Below are 16,306 nucleotides of genomic sequence, written 5' to 3' on the forward strand. Positions count from 1 at the left end.
AGATTAGTAGTTTTCGAACTCTTCTGAGTGTTTTGTCTTTAAAGATATGTTATGTTCTGCTTGTACGCGGTCTATAACTTTTAGTATGGTCTGATCTTTAATCATGGTAATGCCCTTTTCAATGTCATCAGAGAATACACGGTCTTTACTAGCAAAAGGCACTTGCTCGCGTACGGCATTATGTACCTCGTCTAAATAAATGCCCGATTTCAACGGCTTTCTAAATTCAAAAGCTTGGGCAGCGGTCAGTAATTCAATTGCCAATATCTTCTCAACATTACCAATTACCTGTAATGCTTTTCTACCACCAATAGACCCCATACTTACATGGTCTTCTTGACCCAAGGATGTAGGAATACTATCTGCGCTAGACGGAAAGCAAAGTCCCTTATTCTCACTTGCCAATGCTGCGGTAGTGTATTGTAAAATCATGTACCCGGAATTAATTCCCGTATCGTTCATGAGTAGTTTTGGTACACCGGGACTATTACCTTCTAAGGATAAATAAATGCGACGGTCAGATATATTTCCTATTTCAGATGCCGCTAAACAAGCATAATCTAGTGCCATTGCCAAAGGTTGACCGTGAAAATTACCACCACTTATAGTCAGTTCTTCATTTATAATTACCGGATTATCGGTAACCGAATTTAACTCGACTTCTAATAATTCTTTTAAATGTAACCATGCAGTTCTTGAAGCTCCATGAACTTGTGGAATACAACGAATGGAGTAGGGGTCTTGTACTTTTTCGCAATCTACGTGGGCTTCCATAATTTCAGAACCCTTCAATAATTTTTTAACTCGTTTTGCCACATGCACGTTTCCTTTAAATGGGCGCAGTGCATGAAGTTCATTGTAAAAGGGTTTTACAGAACCTTGCAGACCTTCTATCATCATAGCGCCAATTACATCTGCCTGAGCTAAAATAGAATGTAATTGAGCTACCACTTTTACAGCATGTGCCGCTATAAATTGCGTGCCGTTTATCAATGCCAGCCCTTCTTTCGGACCTAAAGCGATTGGTGCTAATCCTGTTTTTTTGAAAAGGGTTTCAGTAGTTATGGTTTCATTCTTGTATTCTACCTTGCCTAAACCAATAAGTGGTAGGAATAAATGTGAAAGCGGCGCCAAATCTCCAGATGCACCAACAGAACCTTGTGAGGGAACTACAGGAATTGCATCGTTTTCTATATGCCAAATAATTCTATTTAACGTATTCAAGGCAATGCCCGAATAGCCTTTTGCCAGCGATTGCGCTTTCAGAATCAGCATCAACTTTGCAATGTCTTTTACTATAGGTTCCCCAACACCCACACTGTGACTTTGAAGTATGTTGGTCTGTAAAATATTGGTTTCTGACTTAGAAATCTTGGTGGTACATAATGGTCCAAAACCTGTATTTATGCCATATACTGGGTGACCTTTATCTACAATGTTCTGTACAATTTTCCAGCTTGCGGTTATTTTATGTTCTGTAGCTTCAGAGAGTATGGTAGAATATTCACCATGAACAATTTGCATTGCTTTCCCGGCGGTAAGCCAATCTTCACCCAATTTAAACGTCTGTTTGCCCATAGCCTTGCTTATTCAATATTTTTATTAAAATTAATACCTATTTTTGATACTTGGTAATATCAATTTTGTCATTAATCGATAATTATGAGTAATCAAATAGAATTGCGTCACCTTACCTATTTCCTAGCGGTAGCGCAAGAACTACACTTTAGAAAAGCTGCGGAAAAATTGTTTATTTCCCAACCGGGACTCAGTAGGCAGGTGAAGCAAATGGAAGAGATTCTAGGGACCCAATTATTTGAAAGAAACAAGAAAAAAGTTGCCTTAACACCTGCAGGTCACTATTTAAAAACAGAGGTTGAATACATTTTTAATCATCTTGAAAAAGTAGAACGACAATTAAAGTTGGTGGGCGATGGTAGTAGCGGCGAATTGCGAATCGGATTTTTAGGTTCGGCTATGCAGCAGGTGATTCCGGAATTGTTATTGGGAATAAAAGAGAAATATCCGAAGGTAAAAACATCTTTAGAAGAACTATCAAATTTTGCCCAAGTAGATGCGGTATTAAATGATCAGTTGGATATGGGATTCGTTCGGGTATCTAGAGTGCCGAGTACCTTAGAAATGAAAACGGTCTTTACCGATACTTTCTCATTGGTGTTACCAGAAAGATACCCGATGCTGACAAGGGAGTTTGACGGAATGGAGCGATTTGCTAAAGAAGATTTTATTTTATTCAGTCAGGCATATAGTCCGCTGTATTATGAAACGATCATGAGTATTTGTCAAGATGCTGGTTTTGCACCCAAAATCTCACATAAATCTGTGCATGCACATACCATTTTTAAGTTAGTAGAAAATCATATGGGTATTGCCATTGTGCCTACATCATTGCAAAACGGATTTCAAATGCGGGTGAAGTTTGTGGAGCTAAAGGATATTCCCCAAAGAGCCGAATTATCGGTTATTTGGAAAAAGGAACATACCAACCCTGTTCTTAAGAATTGTATGGAGTTGCTGTTAGAGGATAAGTTTTAATACTTATCTAACATAGAATGCGCTTTTCAAATCTTAATTTTACTTTGATTTAGAAAAGAGAGAAGAGAAAAGAGAGAATAGAGAATAGAGCTTGCTGCGAATTGCGCTATGCGCGCAGCGAACAACGAACAACGAAATTTATGATATTAGATATAATTAAAAAGAGACGCTCGGTGTTTCCGGTGCAATATAATGATACACCAATTGCGAAGGCAGATATAGAGAAAGTATTAGAAGCTGCGAATTGGGCACCTAACCATAAGTGTACAGAACCATGGCGATTTAAGGTGATTCAGGGGGAAGCAAAAGGTAGGCTAGGAGCTTTCTTATCTAAAAAATATGAAGAGCTTGACCCTAAGCCAAAGGCAATGAAGATTAAGAAACTGCAAGAGAACCCTAAAATGGCGGGCGCAATTATTGCAATTTGCATGCAAAGAGATCCTAATGAATCGATTCCGGAATGGGAAGAAGTAGCTGCAGTAGCTATGGCAGTTCAGAATATGTGGTTGCAGTGTACGGATATGGGTATAGGATCGTACTGGTCTTCACCGGGACTCATAAAACACATGGGTGAGTTTTTAAGCTTAGCCGATGGTGAAAAATGTTTAGGATTTTTCTACATGGGTAATTTTGATGGCGAATTGACCGACGGTAAACGCGAGCCTATTGCAACTAAAACCGAATGGATATCGGAGTAATTACTCCTTTAATTGAAAAATGGAAATAGGGCATTACTATGCTCCCAAGCTTTTGAAATAAAGAGTCCTAGATAAACAATAGCGACCATAAATTTCAAGAATGTGCCTGTTAAGAATCCTAAAAAAGAACCAAAAGCCGCTTTCGTAGCGGTTTTTTTGTCCGCCTTATTGAGCAATTCTCCTACTAAAGCACCCACAAAAGGCCATATAATAATTCCGAATGGTCCAAGAACAGGGAATATTAAGGCAACCAACAATCCTACGGTGGTTCCGATAACTCCGGCTTTCGTACCTCCAAACTTCTTTGTGCCTATGGCAGGTATGACGTAATCTAACCCGAAAACTATTAAAGCTATAGCTAGTGTAATACCTAGAAACGTCCAATTCATAGTAATGGCGCTTGTAGAATACAGTAAAAGAAGACCGACCCAACTAATTGGTGGTCCGGGTAAAACGGGTAAGAAACTCCCTAAAATGCCCACAAGCATTAAAATAAAGCCTAGAACTAATAAAAATATATCCATTGTAAATAGTAAGTGTTGCTTATAAGACTAATATAGGTTGCATTTGTTACATGATCACTTATCAAATGTAATTTTTTCAACTATAAAATTAGTTTAAACTAAATATTTAGTTATATTTGAGCGTAGAACTAAAAGATTAGTTGAATGAAACAGTTGACAAAAGCAGAGGAAGAAGTAATGATTGTGTTATGGGAATTACAGAAATGTAACGTAGCATCGATCATTGAAAAATTACCTGAACCAAAACCGGCTTATAACACCGTTTCTACTATTGTTAGAATTTTAGAAAGCAAGGGTTTTGTAGATCATGAGCAATTGGGGAAAGGATATTTGTATTTCCCTTTGGTGAAGAAATCAGATTACAGTAATCAGTCCATCAACAAATTGGTAGACGGCTATTTTCAAGGTTCATTTAAAAGTATGGTGTCATTTTTTATGAAGAAGAATGATATGAGCCTGTCGGAATTGGAATCGGTATTAAATGAAATTAAAAAGGAAAAACCATGATACAATATATTTTGGAGTGCATCGCCTTTCAACTTCTATTCTTGGTTATTTATGACTTTTTTCTAAAGAAGGAAACTTTTTTTCAATGGAATAGGGTGTATTTAATTGGAACCTTTGGATTGTCTTTGATTTTACCTTGGGTAAAAATAGAAGCTTTTAAACAGCAAGTACCACAGACCTTTGCGCAATACCCAGAGTATTTATGGGGATTACAAAATACAGATGTAGTAGTACAGGTTCAAGAGTCATCGGGCTGGAATGTTACTTGGCAAGAAGGAGTGCTGTATGGTGGAATGCTTGTTGCAATGGTGCTATTCGTATTAAAAATTAGACAATTATATCTATTAAGAAAGAGTGGCGAAAAGATTTCTTACCCTTTGTTTACCCAAATTGTTATAACAAATAGCAATATTGCTTTTTCATTCTTTAAATCCATTTTTATTGGAGATAAAGTATTGACGATGAAACATGATACCATAATAGCTCATGAATTGGTACATATAAAACAAAGGCATACGTACGACTTGTTATTCTTTGAGTTTATGAGAATTGTAGGTTGGTTTAATCCGTTAGTGTACGTATATCAAAATCGTATTTCAGAATTACATGAATTTATTGCCGATGCTCAAGTATCAAAAGAGCATAAAACGGATCATTATGAGCAGTTATTGGCTCAGGTTTTTCAGACCGAACATATATCATTCATCAATCAATTTTTTACACAATCATTAATCAAAAAACGAATAATCATGTTACAAAAATCAAAATCAAGAAAAATTTGGCAGTTGAAGTATTTGCTTCTTGTGCCAATGGTATTGGGAATGCTGCTATATACTAGTTGTAAAATGAATAAGACCACAACTGATAGTCAAGTAATCAATGAAAATGATGAGCTTTTAATTTCAGAAATAAAGGATGAAATTAAAGTGAATAATTTGGATATTAATTACTTATATACTTCTGGATTAGCGGAAAAATATGAGGATATTGACCAAGAAATTAACAAACAAGAATTTTTTCTATATAAAGTCTTGCAAAATGAAGTCATGGAAAAGGTATTTAAAGGTTATATTAAAGAAAACCCGGGTGAAAACATTGAGTTAGCAACGTTACAGCCACCTTCTACTGATGGATATAATAGTTTTATAGGTCAAAGAAAAGCTTATAATTTAATAGATAATGACCTAAAATCATCGGTTAAAGCATTCGGAAAGGATATTACTTTTTATGATAACAGTTTAGGGGCTTATCCATCAGATTTTCTAAAATATAAAGTAAATAATACATCGAAGCTTAGTTCAAATGAATTACAAAAATTCAATGAATTGTTAGTTAGTTTAGAAAATGAACCTGATTATTTAACGAATATTATTCTTTCTGATGACACAAATGTTTTTTTAATAAAGACCGATATTAAAGATTTAAGGGGTAGTATTGAGTCTCGTAGTGTTGAGATTGTAAGCGAAGAAGAATTTGAAGATATGGATAATGTCAATGTTGCTTTTGCAATAGTAGAGGAAGTCCCAATTTTTCCCGGCTGTGAAGATGCTGCCGATAAACGTGCTTGTTTCAATGAAAAAATGCAGCAGCATATTGGTATGCATTTTAATTATCCACAAGCTGCCCAAGATGCTAATATAGAAGGGCGAGTAAATACTATGTTCATCATTTCTTCAGAAGGTACTATTGAAAATATTAAAATGCGTGGTCCGGATAAGCTATTAGAAGATGAAGTGGCTCGTATCATAAAAAGTTTACCAAAGATGATTTCTGGTAAACAATCTGGTAAAGCTGTAAATGTTCCTTTTTCTATTCCTATTCAATTCAAATTAGATGATAGTGATAGTTCTATAATAGATGAAAAAACATACATGAATGAAGATGATGTTCCTTTCGCTGTAGTTGATGAGGTTCCGATTTTTCCTGGTTGTGAAGATGCAGATGATAAACGTGCTTGCTTTAATGAAAAAATGCAACAACATATTGGTAAACATTTTAATTATCCAAAAGCAGCTAGAGATGCGAATATAGAGGGTAGAGTTAGTGCTATGTTTTTAATTACTTCAGAAGGCGCTATTGAAAATATTAAAATGCGTGGTCCAGATAAGTTGTTAGAAGATGAGGTGGAACGCATAATTAAAAGGTTGCCAAAGATGATTCCTGGTAAGCAATCTGGTAAAGTAGTAAATGTTCCTTTTTCTATTCCTGTTAATTTTAAATTACAAGAAGGTAGTACAGTCAACATGGTTTCTGAAATTTCGAAAGAAAGTGAAGTGGAACCCATGTACTATGTTAATGATAGAAAAATCACTAAACTAGAAATGGAAGCTATTGATCCAAATACTATAGAAAGTATTTTTATTCTTAAAGACCAAAAAGCAATAGATAAATATGGTGAAGAAGGTAGAAATGGAGTAGTTGAAATAAAAATTAAAAAGTAAGCATTCTATTTATAAAAATGTTTTTAGCTTGTAAAGCTGAGGTTTATTCCTCGGCTTTACTATTTTGTATGAATTCTATAGAAGAAATTAAACTATTATCCTAATGATCATCCGTACTATTATGAAACTGCCAAAAAACGTATTTCTGAGTTAAAGGAAGAAATCCATTTTGCCAAATATTAAACTCCTTAAAAAAATCGTAATTTCACTTGTAGAACAGGTGTAATGAAACAAGTTGTGTTTTTTCTTTTAATGATACTTATAAGTTCATGTTCGTTCTTTGAGTCGAAACAAAAACGAACGCAAGAGCTTATAGATGAGGAATTGCGCCATATGGATTGGAACAGTGTAGATTCTTATCCGTTCTTTTACACTTGTGATGAAGCGGTTACTAAAGAACAGCAGAAAATTTGCTTTGAAGAAACCTTAATCTCCCATTTTCAAGAAACCTTAAATGATTTTGAATTTACCTTGACCGATAAAGAAAGTGAAACCGTTGAGGTGATTTTTGTTATTGATACCCTAGGTAAAATACGAGTTGCCGATATTTATAAAAATGAGCTAGTATTAAATCAGATGCCAGAATTTGATGGTGTTATTACACAAAGCTTAAAGAATCTTCCTAAACTTGCACCCGCTTTAAAAAGAGGAATTCCGGTGAATACCAAATATCGAATTCCGGTTCAATTAAATACAAATTAAGCATTTTGGCGAACGAGAAAATAATTTTGGGTATTGACCCTGGTACTACTATTATGGGTTTCGGACTCATAAAAGTAGTGGGCAAAAAGATGGAGTTTATTCAAATGAACGAATTGCTTCTTCAAAAATACAGCGACCCTTACACCAAACTAAAAATCATTTTTGAGCGTACTATAGAACTTATAGACACCTATCATCCAGACGAAATTGCTATTGAAGCTCCTTTCTTTGGTAAGAACGTTCAATCTATGCTAAAGTTGGGTCGTGCACAAGGTGTTGCTATGGCAGCGGGACTATCGCGACAAATTCCTATTACGGAATACTTACCCAAAAAAATTAAAATGGCGGTCACCGGAAACGGAAATGCCAGTAAAGAACAAGTCGCTAGAATGCTACAAAGCGTGTTAGGCCTAAAAACACTACCGAAAAACTTAGATAGCACTGACGGACTAGCTGCTGCCGTATGCCATTTTTATAACCAAGGTAGAATTGACGTAGTTGGTAAAAGCTACTCGGGTTGGGATGCCTTCGTGAAGCAGAATGAGAAACGAGTGAAAAAGTAATGTTCAATAAACATTAAACAATTACCAATTAACAATAATTAATTAGCAATGAATAATGAAAATCCTCTTTTGAGTAAATCTTATGATTTTGCTTTGCAAATTGTTAAATTATATCAAGAACTAACGAAGAATAAAAGAGAGTATGTGCTATCGAAACAACTATTGAGAGCAGGAACTTCTGTAGGTGCGAATATAGCAGAAGCTAATGGCGCGATATCAAAAGCAGATTTTTCTGCTAAGATTTCAATAGCTTATAAAGAAAGCTTAGAGACTAAATATTGGTTAAACCTTTTAAAGGATTCAGAATATATTGAATTGTCAATTGCGAATGGGTTAATTGAAAAAGCTGATTAGCTTTCTAAAATTATGTTCGCCATATTTAAATCTACAAGAATTAAAAAACAAGAATAATTGTTTACTGATTATTGCTAACTGTTAATTGAACACATGAGCGGAATCTACATCCACATCCCATTTTGTAAGCAGGCTTGCCACTATTGCGATTTTCACTTTTCTACTACGATGGGGAAGAAAGAGGCGATGTTGAAAGCATTGTGTAAAGAACTGGAGTTGCGCAAGGCGGAGTTTTCTGGGGAAACAGTTGCTACGATTTATTTTGGAGGTGGTACACCTTCTGTTTTAAAAACTGGGGAAATTGAGCAGTTGATAAGTAAGGTTCGTGAACATTATGATGTTGTAGACCTTCCGGAAATTACCTTAGAGGCGAATCCTGATGATTTATCCGAAGAGAAAATTCTGCAACTGGCAGCTAGTCCGATAAACCGATTAAGTATTGGTATTCAATCTTTTTTTGAGGAGGATTTAAAGCTGATGAACAGAGCGCATAATGCTCTGGAAGCAGAAAAGTGTTTGCAATTGGCGAGTCAGCATTTCGATAATATTTCGATTGACTTGATTTACGGAATGCCAAATATGACCTTAGATCGCTGGAAACAGAATATAGATAAAGCACTCGGTTATAATATTCCGCATATTTCTAGTTATGCTCTTACCGTAGAACCCAAAACTGCACTTGCGAAGTTTGTGGAAGATGGATTGATTACTCCCGCATCCGATGAAGAAACACAGGAGCATTTCAATCTGTTGAACGAGACTTTATTGGCAGCAGGTTTTGATTGCTATGAGATTTCCAATTTTGGGAAGCCTGGGTATTACTCTAAAAATAATTCCGCCTACTGGCAGCAGAAAAAATATATTGGTATTGGTCCGTCTGCGCATTCATTTGATGGTGTGCAACGAGGGTGGAATATCAATAACAATCCGAAGTATATTAAATCCATAGAGCAAAACATTTTACCTATGGAGGTTGAAGTACTTTCTTCGACCGATAAATACAACGAATACGTGATGACTGGCTTGCGGACTATTTGGGGAGTTTCATTAACTAGAATTTCTGATGAATTCGGACCTAAATACAAAGAATATGCACTAATGCAAGCCGATAAATTTATAGAAGAACATTTGCTTTTCGTTGATGGAGACATTCTCAAGACCACCAAAAAAGGTATGTTTTTAGCCGATGGTATTGCGGCAGATTTGTTTATGTTGAATTTGAAATAGAGAACTGTCAGAGTTAGATTAAAACGTGCTGTCAGTTCGAGTGATTTTTCATTGAAGAGAAACGGAAATGAAAAATTGTATCGAGAACAGTTTCGAAACACGAAAGCTTCTCAATTTTACTAATTCCTGATTAGGTGTCAAAAACAGGTTTGAAACACGAATACTCACCTCCTCTACAATCTTTAATAATAACCGCCCAAAAAGTTGTAATTTTCTTATCTCAAAGCTACTATGTAAATTGAGGTTAAATACAATGAAAACTACCATAACCCACAATACTAACCAGTATCAAATTGACCTATCTAAACCCTTAGATATTTCTATACCCATTACCAATAAAGACGATAATGTAAACGCTTGGTATGTTAAGGCCCCAACTATAGAGCCTCATAGAGAAGCTAATTTTACAGGGAGTATTGCTGCGGGGTCAAGTACTAATTTTTATGATATTTCATTCAACCCGCATTCGCATGGTACGCATACCGAGTGTGTAGGGCATATATCTGCTGAGCATCAATCTGTAAACCAAAATCTACAGCAGTTTTTCTTTTTGGCTGAGGTGATTACTGTTACTCCATCCGAGGAAAATGGAGATTTAATTATTACCAAAAAACAACTTCAAAATGTCATAGGTAATCACACTCCGTCCGCATTAGTTATACGAACGTTACCTAATACTACGTCGAAAGTGAATAGACAGTATTCACACACCAATCCGCCATATATATTAGAAGATGCTATGGTGTTTATAAGGGAATTGGGTGTGGAGCATTTATTGATAGACCTACCATCTGTCGACAAAGAAAAAGATGATGGTAAGCTTTTGGCACACAAAGCATTTTGGAATTTCAACGGCGATGTTCGACTTGATGCAACTATCACAGAGTTTATTTATGTGTCAGATGCAATTGTTGATGGTTCGTATTTTTTAAACCTGCAGGTAGCACCTTTTGAAAATGACGCTAGCCCAAGCAGACCTGTACTTTATAAAATAGAACAGCTATGAAGAATCTACTCAAATTAGAGGAACTGACCTTAATGGTTCTCGGTATTTTTATGTTTGGCTTATTAGGGTATCAATGGTGGTGGTTGCCAGTTTTAATACTGACCCCAGATATATCAATGTTGGGTTATTTACTTGGTTCTAAAATAGGTGCAGTTTGCTATAACGTTTTTCATCACAGAGGTATAGCCATACTTTTATACTTTGTAGGTATCTATTTTATGTTGCCCATAATGCAATTAATAGGTACAATTCTTTTTATACATATAGCCATGGACCGTATCTTTGGCTACGGACTTAAATATGATAAAGGGTTTAAGTTTACTCATTTAGGAGAAATAGGAAATAATAATGGATAATATTTTTGATACCATTCTTGGTTTGGTTTTAGGTGCAATTGGTATGTACTGGCTTTTTAACTTTTTTAAAGGCATGAAAAGTAAAGAGATAACAACGCACCAGTCTACCGTGTTGTTAGAAAAAATGAAAAGTGTTTGCAAGTTAATCTCTGTAGAAGGCGAGTTTGCCGAAATCTACAAATATGAAAATGTAAAAGATTTTCTTAGTCTGGTAAGTAGTAAAAAGAAGGCTTTAGTAGTAATAAAAGCAAAAGCCCATATTGGCTATGATCTAAGCAAACTTTTGATGCATGCCGATGAAGGAAAAAAAATCATTGTGCTTGATAATTTTCCGCAGCCAGAAGTATTGAGTATTGAACCAGAATTGGAATTCTATGATATTAAAAGCGGATTTTTCAACTTTTTTGCTCCAGATGATCTTACCAAATTAAATTCTGAAGCGAAAACGCACATTCGAGAAAAAATCCCTGAAAGCGGATTGATGGAGACAGCAAGAAAAGAAGCCTTGCAGACAGTTCTTATTATGGAAAAAATAGTAGAAACCATCGGCTGGAAACTAGACTATTCTGCACTTAAAATACCGCAAAAACAAATTGACTTACTAGAAGAATAACAACAAACAACAACTATTTAAAAATGAAAAACGTAATTTGTATCCTTGTAATAACACTAATGACCACAGTAACTTTTGGTCAAAATGATAACGAAATGACAGAATTCGATGCTAACTTTTCCCATACTGTATTTTTCTGGTTGAAAAACCCAGATAATCAAGCAGACCGAACTGCTTTTGAAACTTCTCTACGTAAGTTTTTAGATAACTCGGCATATGCCAAAACGCAATTTATTGGCAAACCGCCAAAAGCAAGTAGAGATGTAGTAGATGGTTCATTTACATACTCATTAATCGTAAGTTTCGATTCAGCTGAATCTCAACAAGCTTACCAAGATGAGGCACCACATAAAGTGTTTATTGCCGAATCGGAAAGCTTATGGTCTAAGGTCATTGTTTACGATTCTATAGGTATCTAATCTTTTAGCATGAGACTTAGAGAGGCTACTAAGGCAGATGTTGAGAAAATTGCCAAATTACATTCGGTAAGCTGGCAACAGAACTATCGCGCGTCTTTTAGTGCAGAATTTCTGGATAATTTGGCATTTGATAATAGGTTGAATGAATGGAAGAATCGCTTTCAGAATCCATCACTAAATCAATATGTTTTAATTGCGGAAGAGGATGGGAATTTTCTGGGTTTTATGTGTGCATATTTTAATTATGATGACCAATATGGGACATTACTAGATAATTTACATGTAGCTCTTAATACCCAAGGAAAAGGAATTGGTACAAAGTTGATGGCTGCATTGGCAAAAGAGATAGTGCAAAGAGATAGTACTAATGATTTTTACCTATGGGTGTTGAATACCAACATAGCTGCAATTAAATATTATGAAAAGATAGGAGGCGTAGCTAAGGAAACGGTTGAATCTAACGATATAGGCGATAAGACCTTTTTAAAGATTAGATATTACTGGGAAGATGCTTCTCTATTTTTAGAAAATACAAAAGCTAAAATTCATAATACATGAATGTCGAAGAATACAGGGAATACTGCATTTCAAAAAAAGGAGTAACAGAATCCTTTCCTTTTGATGAGGATACCCTTGTATTTAAAGTGATGGGCAAAATGTTCGCTTTATGCGGATTAGAAAAAGTGCCTTTACGTGTTAACCTAAAATGCGATCCAGAAAAAGCCATAGAACTACGTGAAGAACATGATGGTATTATAGAGGGCTGGCACATGAGTAAAAAGCATTGGAACACCGTATACCTAGACAAAATTTCTAAAGATCTCACAAAAGAACTCATTGACCATTCTTATGATTTGGTGGTTTCTAAATTGACCAAGAAGGTGAAGGCGGAGTTGGAAGCTTTGTGATTGGTAAAAACCTTAGAGGATTAAATGAACCTTCTGAAAATAAATAGTATTGATAGAAAGTGGTGGGAAATTATATTGTGGTGGGAATTAAGAAGGATTGCCTATAATATAATAATGTATTTTATTGGTCTTTTAAGCTTCTATATTTGTTTTGTTACTATACCTCTTGTATACTTAGTAATTGGACTTGTTTTAAATATTATTTATACAATTGGGTGGATTGTTGAACTAATTGGTCGTAGGAATTGGAAATTTGAAAGCAAACTTAAATATCCGAAATATGCTTTTAATGGCTATCTAGTTTTTTCAGTTATTACAGTTTTTGGTTTTTCAATATTCTTATTATTGCGATAACTAATTGAGATTATAATCCCATTCCCTCACTCAAAACCACCATTCCCTCATTCTAACTTTTCTTTAGCGGTCAATTTTTAGTACTTAATAGTGCTTAAAACCACTATTCATGAAAAACCACAGATTACCACAAGAAGTAAATGCCGGGTCAATGGCAGATATTGCTTTTTTATTACTCATCTTTTTCTTGGTCACCACATCCATAGAAAATGATGCGGGAATTAACCGCTCAATGCCTCCTGAAGTTAATGATGCCATTGTTGATATTAAAGAAAGAAACCTTTTTGAAGTCAGCATAAATGACGCTGACTTAATAATGGCAGAAGGTGATATTATAAATCCTAAAAATCTTAGAGAGAAAGTAATCGCCTTTATCGATAACGGCGGATTACCAATGCAAGAAGAAGGGTATTGTAATTATTGTAAAGGAGATCGGATGGCAGATTCCTCTGAAAACCCTGATAAAGCTATCATATCTATAAAGGCACAACGAAATTCTGGTTATCCGGTTTATGTGGCTGTGCAAAATGAAGTAATTGCTGCTTATAACGACTTGCGTAATAGAGAAAGCTTACGATTGTTCAATACCCATTATGAAACCATTTATTCTGACTATTACAATGAAGAGATTAGTGAAGACCAAAAAGGGCAATTAAAAGAGCGTCTTGAAATTATAAGAGCGCTTTATCCGCAGAAAATTCTAGAACCAGAAACCGTAAATAACTAAGACCATGATAAAATTCAACAAATACAGATCTAGTAAAAGCTTGCCGCCAGTATCAACAGCATCATTACCTGATATTGTTTTTATACTTCTCTTTTTCTTTATGACGGTTACGGTTATGAAGAATCAAAACTTATTAGTAGAGAATACCTTGCCAACAGCAACTGAAACTGAAAAATTGGACAAGAAAGACCGAGTCATTATAATTTATGTAGGTAAACCAACTGCTGACGGCAATTTAACTTTAGGAGATGAGCCCAGAATTCAAATGGATAATAAATTTATTACCGTAGATGAAGTCGGCGATTATGCCTTGCAAGCTTTGTCGTCAATACCGCAGCATTTAAGAAGTGTTGCAACAGTTTCTATTAAAGCAGATGTGGGAGTGAAAATGGGAATTATAGAAGACCTTAAAAGCGAACTTCGTATGGTGAATTTGTTGAAAATAAATTATACCACTTATGAAGGGGCTGTTGTAGATAATATATAGAATGAAATGAATGTTTTAAATCTGCTTTCCATTTATAGAAATCATTTTCTAAGGTTATCTTTACCTTTTCTATAATAGGTTGGTTTCCATGAATAATTTAGAAGAATTTTACGCCCAAAAAGTAAAGGGTTTTGAAACGCAAATCGAAGCCCTAAATAAGAAGTTGTTTACCTCCAGTATACTTCGCTTACTTATATTTTTAGGGACTATCGCAGCTGTGTATTTTGCATCGGTAAGTGCAAAATATGTTATTGGGGTATTGTGTGTGGGTATTCCGTTATTCTTGTTTTTGGTAAGCAGATATACAAATCTTAAACACCAAAAAGCCAAAATAGCAGCTTTAAAAGATATCAATGCGGTGGAGCTTCAAGTATTAAACAGAGACTTTTCAAAACTACCCAACGGAAAAGAATTTGCCGATGACATTCATTTTTTTAGTCAAGATATAGACCTATTTGGTGAAGGGTCTTTTTATCAAATTTCAAACAGAACAAAACTTGCCGAGGGTAGCCTTTTATTAGCTGATATTTATAAAGAGAATTCCATAAGCGGCATTAAAGAAAAACAAGAAGCTATTACCGAGATAGGAGAAAAGGTTGATTGGCGACAAGAGTTTTCTGCGATGGCGGCACTGACTAAGACAGAAACTTCTACACATACCATTGCCAAATGGTTAAAGAATTACAAGTCTTTTGTGCCAAAGGCAATGAAGTTTATACCTCTTGTGTTTTCAATTATTTCTGTGGCTATTTTTGTGGCTTACTTTCTAGATTATCTGCCAGAATCTGTGTTAATTACATGGTTGGTTTTAGGGATGATTATTGTCGGGTTATTCACTAAAAAAGTGACCAATTTAGGGCAGAGTGCTACCAAAATGAAATCGACTTTTGATCAGTACAATCAGTTATTGGCAATGATAGAAACGACTGATTTTACATCAGATCTATTAAAAAAACAAAAGGCAAACATTTTAAGTAATGGCGAGCATAATTCTAAAGTTCTAAAGAAATTTGCATCACTTTTAAGCAACCTGGATCGCAATAATAATCTACTGTATTTAATTTTTGCGAACGGATTTTTCCTTCGTTCATTAACGGACTGCTTGGCCATTGAAAAATGGATTGAGGCTCATGGTAAGAGTGTAGAGGTTTGGTTTAATACCATCGCATTTTTTGACGCTTATAGTAGTTTAGGAAATTTTGCTTTCAACCATCCGAATTTTACATATCCGACGATTACAAATGACGGAGTGGTATTGAAATCTAAAAATGCTGGTCACCCGTTATTAGACCCTGCAAAAAGTATATTGAATGATATTACCATAGAGGGCGGACAGTTTTTTATAATCACCGGTGCAAATATGGCCGGTAAGAGTACTTTTTTAAGAACGGTATCGCTGCAAATAATGATGGCAAATGTTGGTTTACCGGTTTGCGCAGAATCGGTTAGTTATTCGCCTATAAAATTAATAACCAGTATGCGTACCACAGATTCATTGACAGATGATGAATCGTACTTCTTTTCAGAATTAAAACGACTTAGGTATATCGTAGATGAAATTCAGACTGATCGCTATTTTATTGTTTTAGATGAAATCTTGAAAGGAACGAATAGTACCGATAAGGCTTTGGGGTCAAGAAAGTTTGTAGAGCGTTTGGTAAAAAGTAAATCTACCGGAATTATCGCTACGCATGATCTTAGTCTTTGCGAGGTTGCCGATGAATACGATGCAGTTAAAAACCATTATTTCGACGCAGAAATTATAGACAACGAATTGCATTTCGATTATACCTTTAAAAACGGAATTTGTCAGAATATGAACGCTTCTTTTCTCTTAAAAAAGATGGGGATTATTGAATAAAAC

19 protein-coding genes are annotated in these 16,306 nt (G+C 35.2%); 17 read left to right on the forward strand and 2 right to left on the reverse strand.

Annotated elements, in window-relative coordinates:
* Window positions 1-3: 3 nt before the first annotated feature.
* Window positions 4-1,578 carry a histidine ammonia-lyase gene (gene hutH, locus CLV90_RS04075; RefSeq protein WP_133686227.1) on the reverse strand — a complete coding sequence of 525 codons (1,575 nt, stop codon included), beginning with the start codon at window positions 1,576-1,578 and terminating at the stop codon, window positions 4-6.
* Window positions 1,579-1,662: 84 nt separating this feature from the next.
* Between hutH and CLV90_RS04080 the strand changes: the two genes are divergently transcribed.
* A complete protein-coding gene (locus CLV90_RS04080; protein ID WP_133686228.1) occupies window positions 1,663-2,556 on the forward strand; it encodes a LysR family transcriptional regulator in 894 nt (297 codons plus the stop codon).
* Window positions 2,557-2,696: 140 nt separating this feature from the next.
* The gene (locus tag CLV90_RS04085; protein WP_133686229.1) at window positions 2,697-3,254 is read left to right on the forward strand and encodes a nitroreductase family protein; all 558 of its coding nucleotides are present in this window, start codon (window positions 2,697-2,699) and stop codon (window positions 3,252-3,254) included.
* 8 nt (window positions 3,255-3,262) lie between these two features.
* Here the strand turns inward: CLV90_RS04085 and CLV90_RS04090 are convergent, their stop codons facing one another.
* On the reverse strand, window positions 3,263-3,778 hold the full coding sequence (locus CLV90_RS04090; protein WP_133686230.1) for a DUF456 domain-containing protein: 516 nt from the start codon (window positions 3,776-3,778) through the stop codon (window positions 3,263-3,265).
* Window positions 3,779-3,922: 144 nt separating this feature from the next.
* On the opposite strand from CLV90_RS04090, the gene CLV90_RS04095 reads away from it, so the two are divergent.
* From CLV90_RS04095 to CLV90_RS04165, 15 genes are all read left to right on the forward strand, one after another.
* Window positions 3,923-4,285 (forward strand): BlaI/MecI/CopY family transcriptional regulator, encoded by a 363-nt coding sequence (locus tag CLV90_RS04095; protein ID WP_071341198.1) that lies wholly within the window; start codon window positions 3,923-3,925, stop codon window positions 4,283-4,285.
* On the forward strand, window positions 4,282-6,726 hold the full coding sequence (locus CLV90_RS04100; protein ID WP_133686231.1) for an energy transducer TonB: 2,445 nt from the start codon (window positions 4,282-4,284) through the stop codon (window positions 6,724-6,726). Before CLV90_RS04095 ends, CLV90_RS04100 begins: the two co-directional genes overlap by 4 nt.
* A 225-nt stretch (window positions 6,727-6,951) precedes the next feature.
* Window positions 6,952-7,428, forward strand: coding sequence for a hypothetical protein (locus CLV90_RS04105; RefSeq protein ID WP_076547151.1), 477 nt, complete (start codon window positions 6,952-6,954; stop codon window positions 7,426-7,428).
* A 5-nt stretch (window positions 7,429-7,433) separates the two neighbouring features.
* Entirely contained in the window at window positions 7,434-7,991 is a 558-nt protein-coding gene (ruvC, locus tag CLV90_RS04110; protein WP_133686232.1) for a crossover junction endodeoxyribonuclease RuvC, read from the forward strand.
* Between the two features lie 48 nt (window positions 7,992-8,039).
* Window positions 8,040-8,345, forward strand: a complete 306-nt coding sequence (locus CLV90_RS04115) for a four helix bundle protein (protein WP_133686233.1) — start codon at window positions 8,040-8,042, stop codon at window positions 8,343-8,345.
* 93 nt (window positions 8,346-8,438) lie between these two features.
* Entirely contained in the window at window positions 8,439-9,572 is a 1,134-nt protein-coding gene (gene hemW / locus CLV90_RS04120) for a radical SAM family heme chaperone HemW (protein WP_133686234.1), read from the forward strand.
* 253 nt (window positions 9,573-9,825) lie between these two features.
* Window positions 9,826-10,578, forward strand: a complete 753-nt coding sequence (locus CLV90_RS04125; RefSeq protein WP_133686235.1) for a cyclase family protein — start codon at window positions 9,826-9,828, stop codon at window positions 10,576-10,578.
* Window positions 10,575-10,934 carry a DUF4260 domain-containing protein gene (locus CLV90_RS04130; protein WP_133686236.1) on the forward strand — a complete coding sequence of 120 codons (360 nt, stop codon included), beginning with the start codon at window positions 10,575-10,577 and terminating at the stop codon, window positions 10,932-10,934. The genes CLV90_RS04125 and CLV90_RS04130 overlap by 4 nt, the downstream gene beginning before the upstream one ends.
* On the forward strand, window positions 10,927-11,547 hold the full coding sequence (locus tag CLV90_RS04135; RefSeq protein ID WP_133686237.1) for a DUF4230 domain-containing protein: 621 nt from the start codon (window positions 10,927-10,929) through the stop codon (window positions 11,545-11,547). Before CLV90_RS04130 ends, CLV90_RS04135 begins: the two co-directional genes overlap by 8 nt.
* 23 nt (window positions 11,548-11,570) lie before the next feature.
* Window positions 11,571-11,966, forward strand: a complete 396-nt coding sequence (locus CLV90_RS04140) for a Dabb family protein (RefSeq protein WP_133686238.1) — start codon at window positions 11,571-11,573, stop codon at window positions 11,964-11,966.
* Between the two features lie 9 nt (window positions 11,967-11,975).
* Window positions 11,976-12,524 (forward strand): GNAT family N-acetyltransferase, encoded by a 549-nt coding sequence (locus CLV90_RS04145; protein WP_133686239.1) that lies wholly within the window; start codon window positions 11,976-11,978, stop codon window positions 12,522-12,524.
* Window positions 12,521-12,874: an MmcQ/YjbR family DNA-binding protein gene (locus tag CLV90_RS04150; RefSeq protein WP_133686240.1), complete on the forward strand. Its 354-nt coding sequence runs from the start codon at window positions 12,521-12,523 to the stop codon at window positions 12,872-12,874. The genes CLV90_RS04145 and CLV90_RS04150 overlap by 4 nt, the downstream gene beginning before the upstream one ends.
* Before the next feature lie 463 nt (window positions 12,875-13,337).
* Window positions 13,338-13,955, forward strand: a complete 618-nt coding sequence (locus tag CLV90_RS04155) for an ExbD/TolR family protein (RefSeq protein WP_133686241.1) — start codon at window positions 13,338-13,340, stop codon at window positions 13,953-13,955.
* Between the two features lie 4 nt (window positions 13,956-13,959).
* Window positions 13,960-14,442 (forward strand): ExbD/TolR family protein, encoded by a 483-nt coding sequence (locus tag CLV90_RS04160; RefSeq protein ID WP_133686242.1) that lies wholly within the window; start codon window positions 13,960-13,962, stop codon window positions 14,440-14,442.
* 88 nt (window positions 14,443-14,530) lie between these two features.
* Window positions 14,531-16,303, forward strand: a complete 1,773-nt coding sequence (locus tag CLV90_RS04165; protein WP_133686243.1) for a MutS-related protein — start codon at window positions 14,531-14,533, stop codon at window positions 16,301-16,303.
* Window positions 16,304-16,306 lie beyond the last annotated feature (3 nt).

It is taken from the genome of Maribacter spongiicola, assembly GCF_004364165.1.
In the GTDB taxonomy this organism is placed as follows: Bacteria; Bacteroidota; Bacteroidia; order Flavobacteriales; family Flavobacteriaceae; genus Maribacter; species Maribacter spongiicola.

Coding starts and splice junctions, on each gene's coding strand:
- hutH (WP_133686227.1), bottom strand. CDS start 1,578: ATGGGCAAACAGACGTTTAAATTGGGTGAAGATTGGCTTACCGCCGGG.
- CLV90_RS04080 (WP_133686228.1), top strand. CDS start 1,663: ATGAGTAATCAAATAGAATTGCGTCACCTTACCTATTTCCTAGCGGTA.
- CLV90_RS04085 (WP_133686229.1), top strand. CDS start 2,697: ATGATATTAGATATAATTAAAAAGAGACGCTCGGTGTTTCCGGTGCAA.
- CLV90_RS04090 (WP_133686230.1), bottom strand. CDS start 3,778: ATGGATATATTTTTATTAGTTCTAGGCTTTATTTTAATGCTTGTGGGC.
- CLV90_RS04095 (WP_071341198.1), top strand. CDS start 3,923: ATGAAACAGTTGACAAAAGCAGAGGAAGAAGTAATGATTGTGTTATGG.
- CLV90_RS04100 (WP_133686231.1), top strand. CDS start 4,282: ATGATACAATATATTTTGGAGTGCATCGCCTTTCAACTTCTATTCTTG.
- CLV90_RS04105 (WP_076547151.1), top strand. CDS start 6,952: ATGAAACAAGTTGTGTTTTTTCTTTTAATGATACTTATAAGTTCATGT.
- CLV90_RS04115 (WP_133686233.1), top strand. CDS start 8,040: ATGAATAATGAAAATCCTCTTTTGAGTAAATCTTATGATTTTGCTTTG.
- hemW (WP_133686234.1), top strand. CDS start 8,439: ATGAGCGGAATCTACATCCACATCCCATTTTGTAAGCAGGCTTGCCAC.
- CLV90_RS04125 (WP_133686235.1), top strand. CDS start 9,826: ATGAAAACTACCATAACCCACAATACTAACCAGTATCAAATTGACCTA.
- CLV90_RS04130 (WP_133686236.1), top strand. CDS start 10,575: ATGAAGAATCTACTCAAATTAGAGGAACTGACCTTAATGGTTCTCGGT.
- CLV90_RS04135 (WP_133686237.1), top strand. CDS start 10,927: ATGGATAATATTTTTGATACCATTCTTGGTTTGGTTTTAGGTGCAATT.
- CLV90_RS04140 (WP_133686238.1), top strand. CDS start 11,571: ATGAAAAACGTAATTTGTATCCTTGTAATAACACTAATGACCACAGTA.
- CLV90_RS04145 (WP_133686239.1), top strand. CDS start 11,976: ATGAGACTTAGAGAGGCTACTAAGGCAGATGTTGAGAAAATTGCCAAA.
- CLV90_RS04150 (WP_133686240.1), top strand. CDS start 12,521: ATGAATGTCGAAGAATACAGGGAATACTGCATTTCAAAAAAAGGAGTA.
- CLV90_RS04155 (WP_133686241.1), top strand. CDS start 13,338: ATGAAAAACCACAGATTACCACAAGAAGTAAATGCCGGGTCAATGGCA.
- CLV90_RS04160 (WP_133686242.1), top strand. CDS start 13,960: ATGATAAAATTCAACAAATACAGATCTAGTAAAAGCTTGCCGCCAGTA.
- CLV90_RS04165 (WP_133686243.1), top strand. CDS start 14,531: ATGAATAATTTAGAAGAATTTTACGCCCAAAAAGTAAAGGGTTTTGAA.